Here is a 15,766-nt window from a genome sequence, read left to right on the forward strand (position 1 = left end):
GGTTTAAGCTGGCCTAAGAGTGTCTAGCTCACGCACGTTTACCCTTGCCCCCCATTCGCTACTTGTTCTGCTTTTGTGTCGGGGGCTGAAGCTGTATAAGGGTTTGTTAAATAACTTAATCGGGCGAACTCAAAAATCCCCGCTGTGTGGGTTGCCCTATCATCAAAGGATTAGACATGGGTGCCCTTAGTTAGTTGTACGGAATAGGTTTATTACCCTGCCGTAGGCCTTCATCGCCAAGTTGGGTCTCACTTCAGAAGGAAGACCGTGACTAGTCCTATGGTTAGGGTTTTGAGAGATTTGATCTGCGTATTCCTTTAACTTTTGTTTTATCAACGGGCCGTCTGGACGAAGTGTAGCTGCTAGTTGCATCAATGCATATGCCTTGGCAGCATCTTTTGTTTCTTCCCGCAATGCTTGATCACGGACCAAATCAGCTAGAGAAGGTTGAAGGAAAGTCGGAACGCCATAATCTAAGGCATCAAGAAAGCCTGACATGTCTATTTCTAAGTTTATGCCTCGTGACGGGGTCCCGGCAAATACAATGTCGTGCCGTCGAGTTGTTAAATCGACCAGGTAAGGCGGTTCGAATTTTCCCTTCAGGATACCGCGTCCCATTGCAGATTCTAGTTTTATGTCCTCTCCGAGGACGGGCCGAAGTTTGACCGAGCCTTTTGTCGTTGTTTCGATATTTTCGTGAAAATAGTTCGATGGCAAGCTATCTAGGCCAATATTGTCTGCCCCGATAGAAATCCCCTGATTGGCCTCATGGTCTTTGGGAGTGAAGTAGCCTACTCCGTAAAGGCTTTCTTCGGGGTGAAAGGGGAGGTGTAGGTCGCTGGTAAGCGGCAGGTAATCGAATGACATAAGTCGGTTTCGGTGATTTAAGCAAGGTGTGTTGGGGATCAATTCGGAGATGGAATATCGTTTAAATGGGTTTTCGTGAATTGCTCCGCCACTGGGTTTAGGCACGTTCTCCAGCCGAGCAATTTCCCGAGCTAAGATCATTCCCATGAGATAGGATGCGCCGATCGTTAAATGTACCTCATCCCGAAAATGCTGTCTCTTTAAGCCAATTTCGTGCAGATCAACGAAGCTCAGATTGCGATTGCGCATACCCTCTACGGCGACTTCATGGAATCGTAAGTCCATATGCTCTTTGGCTATGAAAGGGAATAAAAGGTTTATAACATGCGTATTCATGCAGCGCAGACAGTCGAAAAGCACATTCAAATCAGAAATATACTGGTCACCGAGGTGGGCTCCGAAGCGGCTCACGTCATTAATATAATGGTCAATTATCAGTAGGTCAGCGGATTCGATCATTTCGTAATGTTCAATAATCCGGTTTAAGTGAAACGCTACACCTACGCGGCCAGTAGATAGGTTGATGACTTCATGTCGTTGCCGAAGCGCTCTAACAAAACCTTTCTGGCCCAAGACTGAATTTGATGTGCCTAAAATAACGATCTTCATAAAAATCCAGTTGATAAATCTAGGTTTGCTGGCAGCAAATGTGATTGCTGTAAGCTGCCACCAGCTCTTCCGCTGTACAAGCTTGTTCTTGGGCGGATCGTTGCATGAAAATCCTCAACATTGTTTCCATTCCTACGCTCATACCCGGCACGGCACAATACGCAGCGAAGCGGAGCTATTGGTCGAAGTTGAGTGCCCCCCAATCCTGTTTCGTTCTTGTTTTGGTAGGGGGGGCAGACTTCGGCTAACCTGCTGTAAGGTATTCAGTTCTACGCAATTCAAAATCCCCCGCCGCGAGGCGTGCCGGTTCGAGTCCGGCCTTGGGTACCACCTTTTCCAGAAGGTTTTCCGCATATTCGTATGAATGATCCCGGTGCTTTGCGCCGCCTAAGCCCGTTCATTTTTCGCGCCAAAACCCTGCGATCACCTCCTGCGCCACCTTATTCTGCACCGTAAAATCAGTGTCTCCCGCGCCGCCGCCGTCGGGGTCGGTGAACCAACGCCAGATCCAGACGTCTTGAATCCCACGGGCCTCAAGGGCCCGCAGCCAGCGTTCCAGCACCTCGGCCTGAAGCGCCATATCGGCGGGGGCGGCGCGTTCTTCGGCGCTTTCCCATGGGCGCGCGGTCGCGCCTTCGGCGGAGCGGAGGCCGATTTCCGCGATCCAGATGGGTTTTGCATATTTTCGCGCCACGGCGGCGACCCGGTCCAATTCTAAGGCGATGGCGCGGTCCCAATCGGCAGGCGCGTCCGGGGCGCCTAGAACGGGGTAGAGGGATACCGCCACGGCATCCAGTTCGGGCCAGAAGGCGATCTTCTCGGCCTCGTCGGCGCCATGGGCGACATAGGTGAGCTTTCCGCTGAAAAGCGCGCGTATCTCGGCGATGGTGTCGCCCCATTGCGCCGCCCCCGATACGCCGCGCAATTCGGTGCCTAGGGCGAGCACGTCGGCGCCGTTGCGCTCTGCCGTGACGGCAATGGCGCGTAGAACCTCTGCATAGGCGGCATGCCATGCGTCTGCGCTGTCCGGCTCGGGGGCTATCGCGCCGGCCCAGCTTTCGGGCACCCAAACATGGGGCTTGACGATGGCGGCGAGCCCCGCGGCGTGCAGCTGCGCGATCCCGGCGGCGATCCTGTCATGGGGCAGTGCATCCCCCATAACGATGGCGCTGGAGCTGGGTGAAGGCTGCCACAGGAAGGGGATCACCGTCGCCGCCGTCGCGCCTGTGTCACGTAGCCGCGTGATGCTTTGGGCGGCGGCGGGGCTGCCGAAGGGGGCGTTCGGCGTCTCGATCAGGTTGAACCCGCGTAGGGCGCCACCCGCCTCTCGCGAAAACGCCGCTGTCGCAGTCAAAGCGGTAGAGCCGAGGGCCCAGAGAAGCGTGCGACGGTCGATCATGCAGGTAGGGTAGGATGACTTCCCCCGCCGCACAACGGCGCGCTGGCGAAGATGCTTGGCCTTTTGGGCGCTGCACCGGGCCAAATAGCGTCAATTTTGCGCAAAATTGGCGGGTTTTTACCCGCCGGACCCGCGCAGAGCCCAGTGAAAATTCCCTTTCCCCGGTCGGCCCAAACGCGTAGGCAGCGCCTACCTTGGAAAACGAGACATATCATGGCGCAGAATGCCACCATCTACAAAGTCGAGCTTTCGGTTTCGGACATGGATCGTCATTATTATGAGACCCATAAGCTGACCATCGCCAAACACCCTTCGGAAACCGATGAGCGCCTGATGGTGCGGCTGGTGGCCTTTGCCCTTAACGCCCATGAGCATCTGGAGATGACCAAGGGCCTCTCTACGGATGATGAGCCGGACATCTGGCAGAAGAGTCTGAGCGGCGAGTTGGACGTTTGGATCACGCTCGGCTTGCCGAGTGAGAAGGTCCTGCGCCAGTCCTGCAACAAGGCGGCGAAGGTCGTGGTCTACCCCTATGGCGGCAAAACGGCGGAGGTCTGGTGGGATAAGGTCAAGAACGGCACCACCCGTTTTGACAATCTGGACGTGGTGAACCTGGCCGAGGGTGACACCAAGGCGCTGGCGGAACTGGCCAGCCGGGCGATGAAGCTTCAGGTGATGATCCAAGACGGCGAGGTGACGGTGAACCTTGATGAGGCGATGGTGACCCTCACGCTCGACCGTTGGAAGACTGCCCGGTAAAGGACGGCGGGCCTAAACGCTGGTGGAAAAAGGCGCGCCTCTATGGGCGCGCCTTTAAATTATACGTCGAGCTTCTTGGCGCCGCGCTTCCATGCCAGCGGCTGGAAAACCTCATCCACCGGGGTTTCGGCAACGTGGTTGACGTAGTTGGAGATGGTTTTCTGCGCCATGCCGAGGATCACGTCCAGCACCGCGCGGTGGCCATAGCCTGCGTCGAAAAACGCCTGCATCTGTGCGTCGGAAACGAAGCCGCGGTTGCGCACCATTTGCACGGTAAAGGTCCGCAGCGCTTCGAGTTTGGGCGTCGGCAGGGCCGTTTCATTACGCAGCGCGTCGCTGATCTCGTCCGAGACCTTCATCATCTTGGCGATGCCGGTGTGGGCGGGCACGCAGTAATGGCACTCGTTCTCGACGTTGATCGACTGCCAAACAACGGTCAGCTCTTCGGCGTCGAACTCGGTCTCGGTGAAGAGCTTGTGCAGCACCTGATAGCCTTCATAGGCCTGCGGGCTTTCGGCCAGCACCTTGTGCAGACCCGGCAGGCGGCCAAAGGCCTTTTGCGATTCTTCCAGCAGCGGCTTGGAGGCTTCGGGCGCGGTGTTTTGGTCGTGGGACGGGAATGTCATGGTTTCTACCTTTGTAAATCGTCGATATCCGTCATTTAGGCTTTCTTGAGCGATCACTCAAGTATATATTTGAGTGACCGTTCAACATATGGTGATCACATGCCTCGCAAACCGAACCACGACCGAGCCGAGTTGATCGACCGCGCCCGCGATCTGTTCTGGCGTCAGGGCTGGGCGGGCACGTCGCTGAAAGACCTCGAAGCGGTGCTGAAGATGAAGCCCGGCAGTTTCTACGCGGCCTTCGGATCGAAAGAGGCGCTGTTTGAAATCGCTTTGGACAAATATGCCGAAGATGGGGCCGGGCGTCTGGCCGAATTGGTCGCAGCGCACGGTCCGATGGCGGCGCTGAAACGCTATCCCGAACTGGCGATCTGTCGGGAGGAGGCTCCGGCGAAAGCCTGCATGCTGTCCAAAACGCTGCTGGAGCTTCAGGCCCATGGCCACCCGTTGGCGAAACGGGCCAGCGCGCATCTTATGGGGATGGAAGAGCAATTCGCGGCGCTTTTCGCGCAGATGCAGCGAGACGGGGAGATCGGCGCGGCGCATGATCCAAAGGCGCTGGCCCGGCGCTATCAGAGCGATCTTTTGGGCCTGCGCGTCTCGGCCGAGCGGGAGGGGATCGACGCTCATGCCATTGCCCGCGAAATCGCCGAAGGGCTGGAGCGGCTGTAGCCCCCACGAGGCGCTATTCGATCTGCTCTTCCAGCATCGTGGTGATCTTGCGCCGTTGAAAGACATTGCGGATCTGACGCGCCATGATCCGCTCCGGCACGAAATAGGGTTTGCCGTCTTTCCATTCCGCCCGGAACTCATGCCGCGCGGCGATCAGCCTTGTGGTATGCCCATCCGCGGCAGCGACCGTGAGGTCCATCTGCCGGACCTTGTCAAAAAGCCCCTCGGTCCCGATGCGCGTCTCGGCGCGACGCAATAGGTCCAGAAAGCTGCCGATGTCGATGAAATCACCGCTTTTGATCGGCCCCTGATTGGTGCGGGTCAGGGGGTTCTCCACATCGTTCAGTGCCACCTCTTCGCGTTCGGTGACCTTGACGTGATAGGTTTTCTCCTCCGTCACGACCCGCGCCATGACCTCCAGCAGGTAAATCGGCTCGGCCCCCATATTCGTCACGAAACAATGGGCATTCTCATCCCGCGCGATAGAGCGGTTGATCAGGATCACCGGCTGCCGCTGCCGCCGGAAGTTGAGCCATAGGATATGCAGATAGGCGAGCCAGACCACTGCCGTAAAAAGGCTCACTGCCACTTGCAACGTGCCGGAATTCTCTGCAATCCAATCAAGCATCCTATCTCTTCCCTATCAAGCCTGCGGGGGGCGCGAGATTAACGCACGGGGCGGCGCTTCGTTGCACAAAGATTGGCGGGGCGGGGTTGACCGTGCGATATTATATCAATAATTCATGATATATGGATAATGAGAACGCCCTTCAAGCCTTCGCCGCCTTAGGTCAACAGACCCGACTGGACGTCTTTCGCCTGCTGATCAAAGCGGGCGGCAAAGGCATGTCCGCAGGCGAGATCGGCGTCGTGCTCGACGTGCGGCAGAATACGATGTCGGCCAACCTCTCGGTGCTGGCCCGCGCGGGGCTGATCCGCAGCAAGCGCGAAGGGCGCAGCATTCGATATTTCGCCGATATGAACGGGCTGCGCGCGCTGCTGGGCTTTCTCTTGGAAGACTGCTGCGGCGGCCAGCCTGAACTGTGCCAACCGCTGCTGGATGAGTTGACCTGCTGCTAACCCCCGAACCCCCAACACGAAAGACCGCCATGACCGATACCGCTGATCCCGCAACCGCTGGCCTTGGGGCCTTTGAACGCTGGCTTTCGCTCTGGGTGGCGCTGGCCATCGGGGCGGGGCTTTTGCTGGGCAATCTCTTTCCCGGCATCTTTGGCGCGCTGGCGGCGCTCGAAGTCGCTTCGGTCAACCTGCCGGTGGCGGTGCTGATCTGGGCCATGGTCTTTCCGATGATGGTCGGCGTCGATTTCGGCGCACTGCGGCAGGTGGGGGACAAGCCCAAAGGGCTGGTGGTGACGCTGGTGGTCAACTGGCTGATCAAACCCTTCACCATGGCTGCGCTTGGGGTGCTGTTCTTCAATCATGTCTTTGCCGGGCTGATCCCGCCCGATGACGCGCAGGCCTATCTGGCGGGGGTGATCCTCTTGGGGGCCGCGCCCTGTACCGCCATGGTCTTTGTCTGGTCCAACCTCACCCGCGGCGACGCGACCTATACGCTGGTGCAGGTCAGCGTGAACGATGTGATCATGGTCTTCGCCTTCGCGCCGATCGTGGCTTTCCTCTTGGGCGTGACCGACATCACCGTGCCTTGGGACACGCTGCTGATCTCGGTCGGCCTTTACGTCATGCTGCCGCTGCTGGCCGGCTACCTTACCCGCGGGCGGTTGGTAGCTAAGGGCGGTGAGGCGGCGGTCGACGCTTTCAAGGCTCGGGTGCAGCCCTTTGCCATTATGGGGCTTCTGCTGACGGTCGTGTTGCTCTTTGGCTTTCAGGGCGAGGTGATCCTCGACCGCCCGCTTGTGATCGCGCTGATTGCCGTACCGCTGTTGCTGCAATCCTACGGCATCTTCTTCATCGCCTATGGCGCCGCGCGGGCTTGGGGCATTCCCTTCAACGTGGCCGCCCCCTGCGCCTTGATCGGCACGTCGAACTTCTTTGAACTGGCCGTCGCCGTGGCGATCAGCCTCTTTGGGCTGGGGTCGGGCGCGGCTTTGGCCACCGTCGTGGGCGTCCTGGTCGAAGTGCCGGTCATGCTCTCCCTCGTAGGCTTTGCCAACCGCACACAGCATTGGTTCCCCGCCGCCAAATGAACCACGCCCGATAACCCTCTGCCGCCTAAGGAAATTCCCGTGACCGATACGCCAAATATCGAAGAAGACCACTTCAACCCCATCGACGACACACGCCTCCTGTCGCCCGAGCGCGCCACCCACGGCCCGCGCATTCTGCTGCTCTACGGCTCGCTCCGCCCGCGGTCCTTCAGCCGCCTGATGACCGAAGAGGCCGCCCGCATCCTCACCCGTCTCGGGGCCGAGACGCGCACCTTCAACCCCACGGGCCTGCCGCTGCCCGACGATGCCGCGCCTCAGCATCCCAAGGTGCAGGAACTGCGCGATCTGGTGTCATGGTCCGAAGGCATGGTCTGGTGTTCGCCCGAACGCCACGGCGCGATGACGGGGATCATGAAAACCCAGATCGACTGGATCCCCCTGTCGCTCGGCGGGGTGCGCCCGACCCAAGGCAAGACTTTGGCGGTGATGCAGGTCAGCGGCGGCTCGCAAAGTTTCAACGCGGTGAACCAGTTGCGCATTTTGGGCCGCTGGATGCGGCTGCTGACCATTCCCAACCAATCCTCGACCCCCAAAGCTTTCTTGGAGTTTGACGAGGATGACCGTATGAAACCCTCACCCTTCTATGACCGCGTGGTCGATGTGATGGAGGAGTTGGTGAAATTCACCCTGCTGACCCGCGACAATAAGGATTATCTGCTCGACCGTTATAGCGAGCGTAAGGAAAGCGCCGAGGAGCTTTCCAAACGGGTAAACCAAAAGGCGATCTGACCGCCAAATGCAAACGGCAGGGCCAATCTTGGCCCTGCCGCAACATACTCACGCTAAAAAGCGATCAGTCGTTGGACCAGCCGGAAACCGCTTTGATTTCGCAGAAGTCCTCGATCCCCCAAACGCCGCCTTCGCGCCCGTTGCCCGAACGTTTCATGCCGCCGAAGGGCGCACCTGCGCCACGGCTCTCGCCGTTCATCTCAACCATGCCCGAACGCAGCTTGGTCGCCAGACGGTTCCGGCGGGTGCCATCGCTGGATTGAACATAGTTGGTCAGGCCATAGACCGTGTCATTGGCCATCTCAACGGCTTGATCTTCGCTCTCGAACTTCATGATCGAAAGCACGGGGCCAAAGATCTCTTCGCGGGCGATGGTCATATCGGGCGTCACATCGGCGAAGACCGTGGGTTTGACATAGAAACCACGGTTCAGATGTTCGGGCCGACCGGTGCCACCGGCGACCAGACGCGCGCCTTCGTCGATGCCCTTCTGGATCAGGTCTTGAATTTTGCCCCATTGCGCTTCGTTCACGACGGGACCGATGTGGCGGCCCTCTTCGCTGGCGGGGCCGACTTCGACCTTATTGGCCACTTCGGCTGCCGTCTCGACCGCTTGGTCATAGACGCTGGCCTCGACCATCATCCGGCTGGGGGCATTACAGCTTTGGCCGGTGTTGTTCATCATATGCAGCACGCCGCGTTTGACGGCCTTGTCATCGGCATCGGCGAAGACAAGGTTCGCGCCTTTGCCGCCAAGCTCCAGATGGACCTTCTTCAGCGTATCCGCCGCGTTCTTGGAAATCGCGATGCCGGCGCGGGTGGAGCCGGTGAAGCTCACCATATCCACATCCTCATGGCCGGTCAGGGCGGTGCCCACGGTCGCGCCGTCGCCGTTCACAAGGTTGAAGACACCGGCGGGGAAGCCTGCCTCATCCATCATCTCGGCAAAGATCACCGCGCTCAGCGGGCTTTCCTCAGACGGTTTCAGCACCATGGTGCAGCCCGCGGCAACAGCGGCGCCGACTTTCAGCATCACTTGGTTCATCGGCCAGTTCCACGGCGTGATCATCGCCACGACGCCAACCGCTTCGTGAATGATCCGGTCGTTCGGCGCGTGATCACCCAATGGCTTTACGAATTTGAAATCTTTCGCCGCTTTGATGAAGTTCTTCAGGTGGGTGTAACCCGCCCCCCATTGGGAACTGCGCGCCATCTCGATGGGTGCGCCCATCTCGGTGCTGATCGCTTGGGCCATATCCTCGGTCCGGGATTTATAGACCTCGGCCAGTTTCTCCATCAGCGCGACGCGCTCTTCGGGGGCGGTGGCCATCCACGCGGGCAGGGCGGCCTTGGCCGCGGCCACGGCAGCGTCCACGTCCTTTGGCCCGCCGAGCGAGATCACGGTGCAGGGTTCTTCGGTCGAGGGGTTGATGACCTTATGTTCACTGCCCTCAAGCGGGGCGACCCATTTGCCGTCGATATAGAAATCACGTTTTTCGATCATGCTCTGTCTCCGTTATTGGCCAGGCGCGCGTCTTTCTTGCCGCCTAGAAGTGTCCGGGAATCGCCGGCTCCCGATATGCCTAGGACAATTTTACGGGGCGGAAAAGTTCAGAGGTGATTTTTGATCAAAAAGACGGGCGCGGCGGCCCGAAACCGGTGGGCGGGCAGGGTGTGTGCTCAGCCCTGCGCCGGGAAGCTGATTTCGACGCAAAGCCCGTCTTGGCCTTCGACCTTCAGCGTCGCTTCGTGCTGGAAGGTCAGCGTGCGGATCATGCGCCAGCCCAGCGAATCCGACCTCTCGGGCCGTTTGGCGTCATCGGGCAGGCCGACGCCATCGTCATAGACCTTGAGCGTCAGACCTTCGTCATCCTCTTGCGTGACTTCGATGGTGATCACCCCTTTGTCGCGCCCCTTGAAGGCGTGTTTATAGGCGTTGGTGATCAACTCCCCCACGATCAGCCCGATGTCGACGGCCAATTTGTTGTCCATCTTGAGGCTGGGGCAAATTAGCTTGATCGCGATGCTCTGACGATCTCCGGTAAAGGCGCGTTCGGCGTTTTTCGCGACTTCATCCAGCATATCCGCCAGATCAAGGTCGGTGCTGTCGGTTGAGCGTTGCATCAGCTCATGCGCCTTGGAGAGCGAGCCGACGCGGGTCTCCAACTCGCGCAACACTTGGCGGGTCTCATCCTCTTTGGCTTGGGTCTTGCTCATCCGGATCAGCGCCACGATCAGGGCAAGGTTGTTGCCCGTGCGGTGATGAAGCTCCTGCATCAAGAGGTCGCGGTCGGCGATGCCCTCGCTAAGTTCGCGGTTCTGTTCGGTCAATGCCGCGGTCGGGTCTTTGGCGTTATAGGCCTCCAAAGCCGCCATGGCATCGGCCTTGATCTGTTCGACGGCGGATTGCGGTTCGGGCAACAGGAATTCCGCATGAATCCGCGTGCCTTCTTGCCCGGTGTCCACATCAAAACGCGCCGCGATCCGCTGCACGCCCCGCAGGCCCAGCCCCATGCCCGTCTCCGACACGATGGCGCGGTTGGGGTCGAGCTTGTCCTCTTCGATCCCACGGCCCTGATCGATCACCGTCAGGCCAAGGGCGGGCTTGCCGTTGATATCCGTCAGCGAAAAGCGCGCGCGGCCTTTCTGGCCGTGCTCTATCGCATTGCGGCCCAGTTCCACGGCGGCGGTCACGGTGCGCGTCCGCTCGAATGAGGTAAAGCGCATGGCTTCGGTCAGGGTCAGGGCGATCTGGCGCAGGGCTGCGATATCGCCGCCCTTTTCAAGGTTCACCGAGGTGAGATTGGTTGCTTTCATCAGTCCGCGTCCCGTGCAATGCGTATGACCACGATGGAGGCGTCGTCACGCCCGCGAAATGCCCGGTCGAGCAGGTAGCCAGCGATCAAAAGCGGAGATTTCCACAATAGACCCTGTGGAAGATAGCTGTCGCGCAGGGTTTTCAAGCCGTCGCTGTGCAGGATCATCAGATCCCCCGGCTGAAGGTCAAAGCTTTCTTCATAGCCCCGCGTGGCGCGGGCGCCGATCCGCCCGTCGCGCACCGGCACGCGTTTGACCTCACCGTCGCGGACCCGCAGCGTGGCGATATTGCCCAAAGCGGCATAGCGCAGCACCATCTGCGGCTGCGCGATATGCACAAGCGCTGCCACCGCCCCGCGTTTGCCGATCAGTTGCTCGGTCACCTCATGCATCACCGCGCCCGGCTCGCTGTTGAAACTGCGGGTGGCTTTGACGGCGTCAGTCACCTCCAGCGTTGCGGCTGCGGCCTCGGGGCCATGGCCCAAACCGTCGCACAGCAGGATATCAGTGGCTTTGGGCGTCTTGCGCAGCAGGTAATCGTCGCCACATTCCGTTTCGTTCGGGTGACAGACCCGCAGGCCCACGGCCTCGACCCCATGGGTCGGGCAGGGGGTGCTGTTTTTGACAAAAGTGCAAACGATGGTGGTGCCCACCTCGGGCCCGCTAAAAATATCGAAATCATTCGACAGACGGCGGATCGCCCCGAGGCCCAGCCCAGCGGAGCCACCGCTGCTCATGCCGTCCTGAAACATGTGATCCATATCGCTGATGCCGGGGCCGCGGTCGGTGAAGATCATCACGATCCTGTCGCCCTTGCCCTCCGGCGGGGCGGTGATCAGGGCGCGGCCTTTTTCGGCGTAGCGCAGGATGTTGGTGGTGGCTTCGGTGGCGACAATGGCCAATTCATCGGTCCGGTGTTTGGGCCAGCCGTGTTCCGCCGCCAGACGGCGCGCGGCGCGGCGCACCACGGCGATGGCGCTTTGGTCCTGCACTTCGACCCATTGTATCATAGGTTCACACTCATCAACACGCTGGTGCCCCCGCCCACGGCGGTGCGAATTTCAAACTTCTGAGCCAGCCGCTGCGCGCCGCCCAAGCCCCGGCCAAGCCCGCCGCCCGAGGTATAGCCGTCCGTGAGGGCCAGTGCCACGTCCTCGATCCCCGGTCCCTTGTCCCAACAGACCACGCTCAGCCGCTTGGCCCTTGGATCGACATAGATGGAAAATTCGCCGCCGCCAGCGTGAACGATCGCATTGCGCGCGATTTCACTCACGGCGGTGGCGAAGCGTGTGACATTCAGCGCCGAGGCGCCGTGTTCTTTCATATAGCGCGCCACGGCTTGGCGCACTGTAACCGCGTCGCCGCTGGTCTTTAGTTTGAACTGAGAGAGAAGAACCTGCGCCCCAAGGTCCTTTTCGTCAAACGCGTCGTAGCTGGGTGAGGGCATGGGTCAGGCTCAAGGCGGTGCGGATTTCTGGCAAGTACATGCCAAGCTCAACCAGCGTGACCGCCACCGTGGGGCGCATGCCGACCACATAGGTATCCGCCGCCAGCAGGCGAGAGATCCCCGCCAACTGCGCAATCACCCGCCCAACGAAAGTGTCCACAATCTCAAGCGCCGAGATATCGAGGATCACCCCATCGATGCGATTCTGGGATATCTTGTTCGACAGCCGATCCTGAAGCTCCAAAATCTCCGTGTCCGTGATGTCATCCTGTATCGAAACGAGGAGCGCATGTTCGACCAGATTAATCGACGTGACACCGGCCACCTTATTGGCCCTCGGTCTTCTTGATCACATAGCCGACGGTCATCAGCGCATCCGACAGGGCGGTACGGATGCTCGACCGGGTCGAGACGGTGCCCACGTCGATGCCAAGCTGCACCATGGTCTGGGCGATCATCGGGCTGATGCCGCTGATGATACATTCCGCCCCCATCAGACGCACGGCGGCGGCGGCGCGCAGCAGGTGTTGCGCCACTTGCGTGTCGACGGTGCCGACGCCGGTGATGTCCATGATGACCACTTCGGCCTGCCGCTCCAGAATGGTTTGCAGCAGGTTCTCCATCACCTCTTGGGCGCGGGCGGAATCCAGCGTGCCGATCAGTGGCAGGGTCAAAACGCGGTCCCAAAGTTCGACGACCGGCGTTGAAAGCTCCAACATCTCTTGGCGCTGGCGGTCTATGATCTGTTCGCGCTCGAGAATGAATATCTCATTCGTGTAGATGGCAAAGGCATCGACCAAACGGGTGACCAGCATCACGTCGCGGATCAGCATCGCATGGTCGCTGTCCAGCATCGTCTCAAGCCGTTTGAACAGCGGCGTTTTCAACGCTAGCACAAAGGTCGCCATCTCGGTCGGGGTCACGCCCCGGTTGACCCGCTCGCGGCTGACATCGGTCAGAACGGCGCGCAGATCGTCCCATTGGGTATCGTCAAAGTCGAAATCCTCGCCGGTGACCCCATCGCGCACACCTTTGGAGAAGGCTTTGAGCAATTCGCGGTTCTGGTTACGGCTCTCCGCATCGGAGAACAGGTCAGAACGCTTTACGCCTTCTTTGACCTGCGTTCCCAGCCACTCCTCGATGATACCTTTGAAATCGGTGTCGAGAACAGTCAGAATATTGGCCGTAGCAGATTGCGGCATCTTGAACCCCAGTATTTATTTCACCCCCCATAGGCCAATCGTGGGGGTGAGTGTCAATAGGACGCAGGGAGTTTGATCGGCGGTAAAGCGCCGTTTTACAGAATGAAATGGCGCGTAAGTAGCTGTTTTTAAGCAGGCTCTCGCGACGAAACGTAAGGGTCGCCTGCAAAAAGGGCAGCAACGGCGCTTTGGCCGGGTGCTGCCCCTTTCTTGGTCTTGTCTTGCGGCTGTCAGGTTGCCGCGAGGTTATTACGCCGCCTCGCCGGGGTGACGCGGCACCAGCGCGCGCACCAGATCGCGCATATGCAGCACGCCAACCTGTTTGCCTTCGCGCATGACGCGGTAGTTGTTGGTGGTATCCCCGCCGGAAACGGCAATGATGCTTTCCAGCGTGTCGTCGAAATCAACCTCACCAGCGACCTCCGTGGGCGGTACATCGGTCTTTTCCATGACAGAGCGGACGCGCAGCACCCTCGCGCGGTTGATGTCGCTGACAAAGGCTTCGATATAGGGATCGTTGGGGTTCAGCAGGATATGCTGCGGCTCGCCCTGTTGGACGATGAAGCCGTCCTTGAGGATCACCAGATGGTCCGCCAGTTTCAGCGCCTCATCCAGATCGTGGGTGATGAAGATCACGGTCTTATGCAGTTCTTCCTGCAATTCGATCAGCAGATCCTGCATGTCGGTGCGGATCAGCGGGTCGAGTGCCGAGAAAGCCTCGTCCATCAACATCACGTCTGAGTTTGAGGTGAGCGCGCGGGCGATGCCCACACGTTGCTGCATCCCGCCCGAAAGCTGCGCTGGATATTGCTCTCCCTGACCCTCCAGCCCGACGCGGTTGAGCCATTTGGTGGCTTCAGCCGCGTATTTGCTGCGGTTCTTGCCTTCGATCTCCCAGCTCAGCCCGGTGTTTTCCAGCACCGTGCGGTGCGGCAGCAGGGCGAACTTTTGGAACACCATCGACATGTCGTGCTTGCGCAACTGGCGCAGGCGACGCTCGTTATAGTCAAGGATGTTCTCGCCGTTCACGATGACCTCGCCCGCCGTGGGGTCGATCAGCCGGTTGAGGTGTCGGATCAGCGTTGATTTGCCCGAGCCCGAGAGCCCCATGATCACCGTCGTCTTGCCCGCAGGCATGTCCACGTTGATGTCATTGAGGCCCAACACATGGCCGGTTTCGGCCTGAAGTTCGGCCTTGGACATGCCGCCGCGGACTTTCTCCAGCGCCATTTTGGGGTCGTCGCCGAAGATCTTATAGAGGTTGCGGACGGAAATCTTGATGTCGTCTGTCATGTCTGGCCTCACTTCTGCGCCGCGTTGATCCGCGCAAGCGCGGCTTTGGTGACCCGGTCGAGGATGATCGCAAGAAGCACGATGCCGAGACCCGACAGGAGGCCCACGCCCAATTCAAGGCTGCGAATGCCGCGCAGCACCAGCACGCCGAGACCCGGGGCAGAGACCAGCGAGGCGATCACGACCATGGCAAGGCTCATCATGATGGTCTGGTTCACACCAGCCATGATGTTGGGCAGCGCCAGCGGGATCTGCACCTTGAAGAGCTTCTGGCGGTTGGTCATGCCGAAGGCGTCGGCGGCCTCGATCACGTCTTTGTCGACCAGACGGATCCCGAGGTCCGTCAGGCGCACCACCGGCACGATGGCATAAAGGATGATGGCGATACCGTAGAGCTTGGGCTCGGTCACCGAGAACAGGAAAATGAGCGGGATGAGATAGACGAAGGGCGGCAGGGTCTGGAGCATGTCCAGCACCGGGATCATCGAGCGTTGCACCCTGTCGCTGCGCGACATGGCGATGCCGATGGGGACACCCAGAAGCACGCAGATGAAGGCGCAGACAAAGATGATCGCCAGCGTCTGCATGGTGTGGTCGTAGAAGTCGATGAAGGCGAGGAAACCGAAGACCAGCGCCACCAGCCCCACCAGCTTCAGCGAGCGGCCCACGGCATAGGTGATCGCCATCAGAAGCGGGATCATCACGAACCACGGCACCGACTGCATGAGCCAAAGCGCGTTCTCCAGCGCCCAGCTCAAGGGTTGGGTGAGCGGGTCGACCACCACCTTCAGACTGTCCTTGATCGACAGGAACCCCTGTTCGAGGCCTTGGGTCAGGTCGCGCGATTGCGGGATCGCCTCGCAGCTGTCGTGCAGCGCGTCGAGCGAGGGGAAGGGCGTGTCCCAGAGCGTCGTGTCGGCGTCGCCGCCGGCCTGTCCCATGAGGTCGGCCATGGAGCTGAGCCCGCCGCCCTGATCATCGCCGCACCAGTCGCGCAGGCCGAGGCTGTCAAATAGGTTATCGTAAGTTGCCATCTGTCGCTTTCCCGGCCGTCAAAGGCCGTCTTGTCTCTCGGGAGGGGGCCGGTGGAACGCGCCGCTTGCGTGTCGTCGGCTGCCCGATGCAGGGGGCGGCAGGGTGAACCCATGTCCTTGCAA

17 protein-coding genes are annotated in these 15,766 nt (G+C 59.8%); 5 read left to right on the forward strand and 12 right to left on the reverse strand.

All coding sequences use genetic code 11. The annotated features are described in order from the left end of the window. Nucleotides 1-186: 186 nt before the first annotated feature. Nucleotides 187-1,476, reverse strand: a complete 1,290-nt coding sequence (locus ACGYLO_RS16095) for a hypothetical protein (RefSeq protein ID WP_271687508.1) — start codon at nucleotides 1,474-1,476, stop codon at nucleotides 187-189. A gap of 397 nt (nucleotides 1,477-1,873) precedes the next feature. Then, the gene (locus tag ACGYLO_RS16100) at nucleotides 1,874-2,830 is read right to left on the reverse strand and encodes a glycoside hydrolase family 113 (RefSeq protein ID WP_276154317.1); all 957 of its coding nucleotides are present in this window, start codon (nucleotides 2,828-2,830) and stop codon (nucleotides 1,874-1,876) included. Nucleotides 2,831-3,088: 258 nt separating this feature from the next. On the opposite strand from ACGYLO_RS16100, the gene ACGYLO_RS16105 reads away from it, so the two are divergent. Continuing rightward, complete coding sequence (locus ACGYLO_RS16105; protein ID WP_271687506.1) at nucleotides 3,089-3,634, forward strand: YaeQ family protein; 546 nt, start codon at nucleotides 3,089-3,091, stop codon at nucleotides 3,632-3,634. Between the two features lie 59 nt (nucleotides 3,635-3,693). Here ACGYLO_RS16105 and ACGYLO_RS16110 read toward each other — a convergent pair whose 3' ends face one another. Next, the gene (locus ACGYLO_RS16110) at nucleotides 3,694-4,260 is read right to left on the reverse strand and encodes a carboxymuconolactone decarboxylase family protein (RefSeq protein ID WP_271687505.1); all 567 of its coding nucleotides are present in this window, start codon (nucleotides 4,258-4,260) and stop codon (nucleotides 3,694-3,696) included. Nucleotides 4,261-4,359: 99 nt separating this feature from the next. Between ACGYLO_RS16110 and ACGYLO_RS16115 the strand changes: the two genes are divergently transcribed. Continuing rightward, on the forward strand, nucleotides 4,360-4,932 hold the full coding sequence (locus ACGYLO_RS16115; RefSeq protein ID WP_271687503.1) for a TetR/AcrR family transcriptional regulator: 573 nt from the start codon (nucleotides 4,360-4,362) through the stop codon (nucleotides 4,930-4,932). Between the two features lie 13 nt (nucleotides 4,933-4,945). Here the strand turns inward: ACGYLO_RS16115 and ACGYLO_RS16120 are convergent, their stop codons facing one another. Then, nucleotides 4,946-5,560: a hypothetical protein gene (locus ACGYLO_RS16120; RefSeq protein ID WP_271687502.1), complete on the reverse strand. Its 615-nt coding sequence runs from the start codon at nucleotides 5,558-5,560 to the stop codon at nucleotides 4,946-4,948. Nucleotides 5,561-5,682: 122 nt separating this feature from the next. Between ACGYLO_RS16120 and ACGYLO_RS16125 the strand changes: the two genes are divergently transcribed. From ACGYLO_RS16125 to arsH, 3 genes are read left to right on the forward strand one after another with little or no spacing between them, the layout of a single operon-like run. After that, on the forward strand, nucleotides 5,683-6,012 hold the full coding sequence (locus ACGYLO_RS16125; RefSeq protein WP_271687500.1) for a helix-turn-helix transcriptional regulator: 330 nt from the start codon (nucleotides 5,683-5,685) through the stop codon (nucleotides 6,010-6,012). Nucleotides 6,013-6,041: 29 nt separating this feature from the next. Beyond that, on the forward strand, nucleotides 6,042-7,100 hold the full coding sequence (gene arsB, locus ACGYLO_RS16130; protein ID WP_209218922.1) for an ACR3 family arsenite efflux transporter: 1,059 nt from the start codon (nucleotides 6,042-6,044) through the stop codon (nucleotides 7,098-7,100). 39 nt (nucleotides 7,101-7,139) lie between these two features. After that, entirely contained in the window at nucleotides 7,140-7,850 is a 711-nt protein-coding gene (arsH, locus tag ACGYLO_RS16135) for an arsenical resistance protein ArsH (RefSeq protein WP_271687499.1), read from the forward strand. Nucleotides 7,851-7,914: 64 nt separating this feature from the next. Here arsH and ACGYLO_RS16140 read toward each other — a convergent pair whose 3' ends face one another. The 8 genes from ACGYLO_RS16140 to ACGYLO_RS16175 form a co-directional block, all read right to left on the reverse strand. Further along, a complete protein-coding gene (locus ACGYLO_RS16140; RefSeq protein ID WP_271687498.1) occupies nucleotides 7,915-9,354 on the reverse strand; it encodes an aldehyde dehydrogenase family protein in 1,440 nt (479 codons plus the stop codon). 176 nt (nucleotides 9,355-9,530) lie between these two features. After that, nucleotides 9,531-10,667: a sensor histidine kinase gene (locus ACGYLO_RS16145; protein WP_271687496.1), complete on the reverse strand. Its 1,137-nt coding sequence runs from the start codon at nucleotides 10,665-10,667 to the stop codon at nucleotides 9,531-9,533. Further along, nucleotides 10,667-11,677 (reverse strand): SpoIIE family protein phosphatase, encoded by a 1,011-nt coding sequence (locus ACGYLO_RS16150; protein WP_271687495.1) that lies wholly within the window; start codon nucleotides 11,675-11,677, stop codon nucleotides 10,667-10,669. Before ACGYLO_RS16150 ends, ACGYLO_RS16145 begins: the two co-directional genes overlap by 1 nt. Continuing rightward, nucleotides 11,674-12,114, reverse strand: coding sequence for an ATP-binding protein (locus ACGYLO_RS16155; RefSeq protein ID WP_271687494.1), 441 nt, complete (start codon nucleotides 12,112-12,114; stop codon nucleotides 11,674-11,676). Before ACGYLO_RS16155 ends, ACGYLO_RS16150 begins: the two co-directional genes overlap by 4 nt. Next, on the reverse strand, nucleotides 12,086-12,439 hold the full coding sequence (locus tag ACGYLO_RS16160) for an STAS domain-containing protein (protein ID WP_271687493.1): 354 nt from the start codon (nucleotides 12,437-12,439) through the stop codon (nucleotides 12,086-12,088). The genes ACGYLO_RS16155 and ACGYLO_RS16160 overlap by 29 nt, the downstream gene beginning before the upstream one ends. Before the next feature lies 1 nt (nucleotide 12,440). Then, nucleotides 12,441-13,316: an STAS domain-containing protein gene (locus ACGYLO_RS16165; RefSeq protein ID WP_271687490.1), complete on the reverse strand. Its 876-nt coding sequence runs from the start codon at nucleotides 13,314-13,316 to the stop codon at nucleotides 12,441-12,443. A 249-nt stretch (nucleotides 13,317-13,565) separates the two neighbouring features. Next, nucleotides 13,566-14,609, reverse strand: coding sequence for a glycine betaine/L-proline ABC transporter ATP-binding protein (locus ACGYLO_RS16170; RefSeq protein ID WP_271687487.1), 1,044 nt, complete (start codon nucleotides 14,607-14,609; stop codon nucleotides 13,566-13,568). A gap of 8 nt (nucleotides 14,610-14,617) precedes the next feature. Then, nucleotides 14,618-15,643: a proline/glycine betaine ABC transporter permease gene (locus tag ACGYLO_RS16175; protein ID WP_271687485.1), complete on the reverse strand. Its 1,026-nt coding sequence runs from the start codon at nucleotides 15,641-15,643 to the stop codon at nucleotides 14,618-14,620. Nucleotides 15,644-15,766 lie beyond the last annotated feature (123 nt).

This window comes from Sulfitobacter sp. 1A13353 (assembly GCF_043557255.1).
In the GTDB taxonomy this organism is placed as follows: Bacteria; Pseudomonadota; Alphaproteobacteria; order Rhodobacterales; family Rhodobacteraceae; genus Sulfitobacter; species Sulfitobacter faviae.